Annotated in this window: 1 protein-coding gene; it reads left to right on the forward strand. The window is 58.6% G+C overall.

Going from position 1 to position 370, the window contains the following annotated elements; genetic code table 11:
- Positions 1-370, forward strand: a 370-nt coding sequence (locus ACKLLE_RS27150) for an immunoglobulin-like domain-containing protein (protein WP_420059616.1), incomplete at both ends; no start/stop codon positions are given.

A 370-nucleotide genomic window follows, 5' to 3' on the forward strand; every position in this document is an offset into this window, starting at 1 on the left:
GTCGGCCACCGGTACCGTTCAGGAAGGCGGTGACATCGTCTACACCGCTCGCCTGACCAATCCGGCTGGCAGCGAGATGAAGATCACGCTGAGCAATGGTGAAGTCATAACGATTGGTAAAGGTCTGTCAGAAGGTAGCGTGACCTTCCCGGCGCCTCAGAACACAGTTTACGTAGATGGCGGCAACGTCAGCGTGACTGTCACCGGGACTACTGGTGGTGACTTCGAGCATCTGGAAGTCAGCCCGACAGCTGCCGTCACTGCCGTTACAGATTCGATCGACACCAGTACAGTCACCCTGACCGCGACTCCGAGCGCAGTGGAAGGCGGCGTTGTCACCTACACAGCGTCGGTTACGGCTCCGGTTACC

Origin of the sequence: Pseudomonas bharatica (genome assembly GCF_048586865.1) — a bacterium.
Taxonomy (GTDB): Bacteria; Pseudomonadota; Gammaproteobacteria; order Pseudomonadales; family Pseudomonadaceae; genus Aquipseudomonas; species Aquipseudomonas bharatica.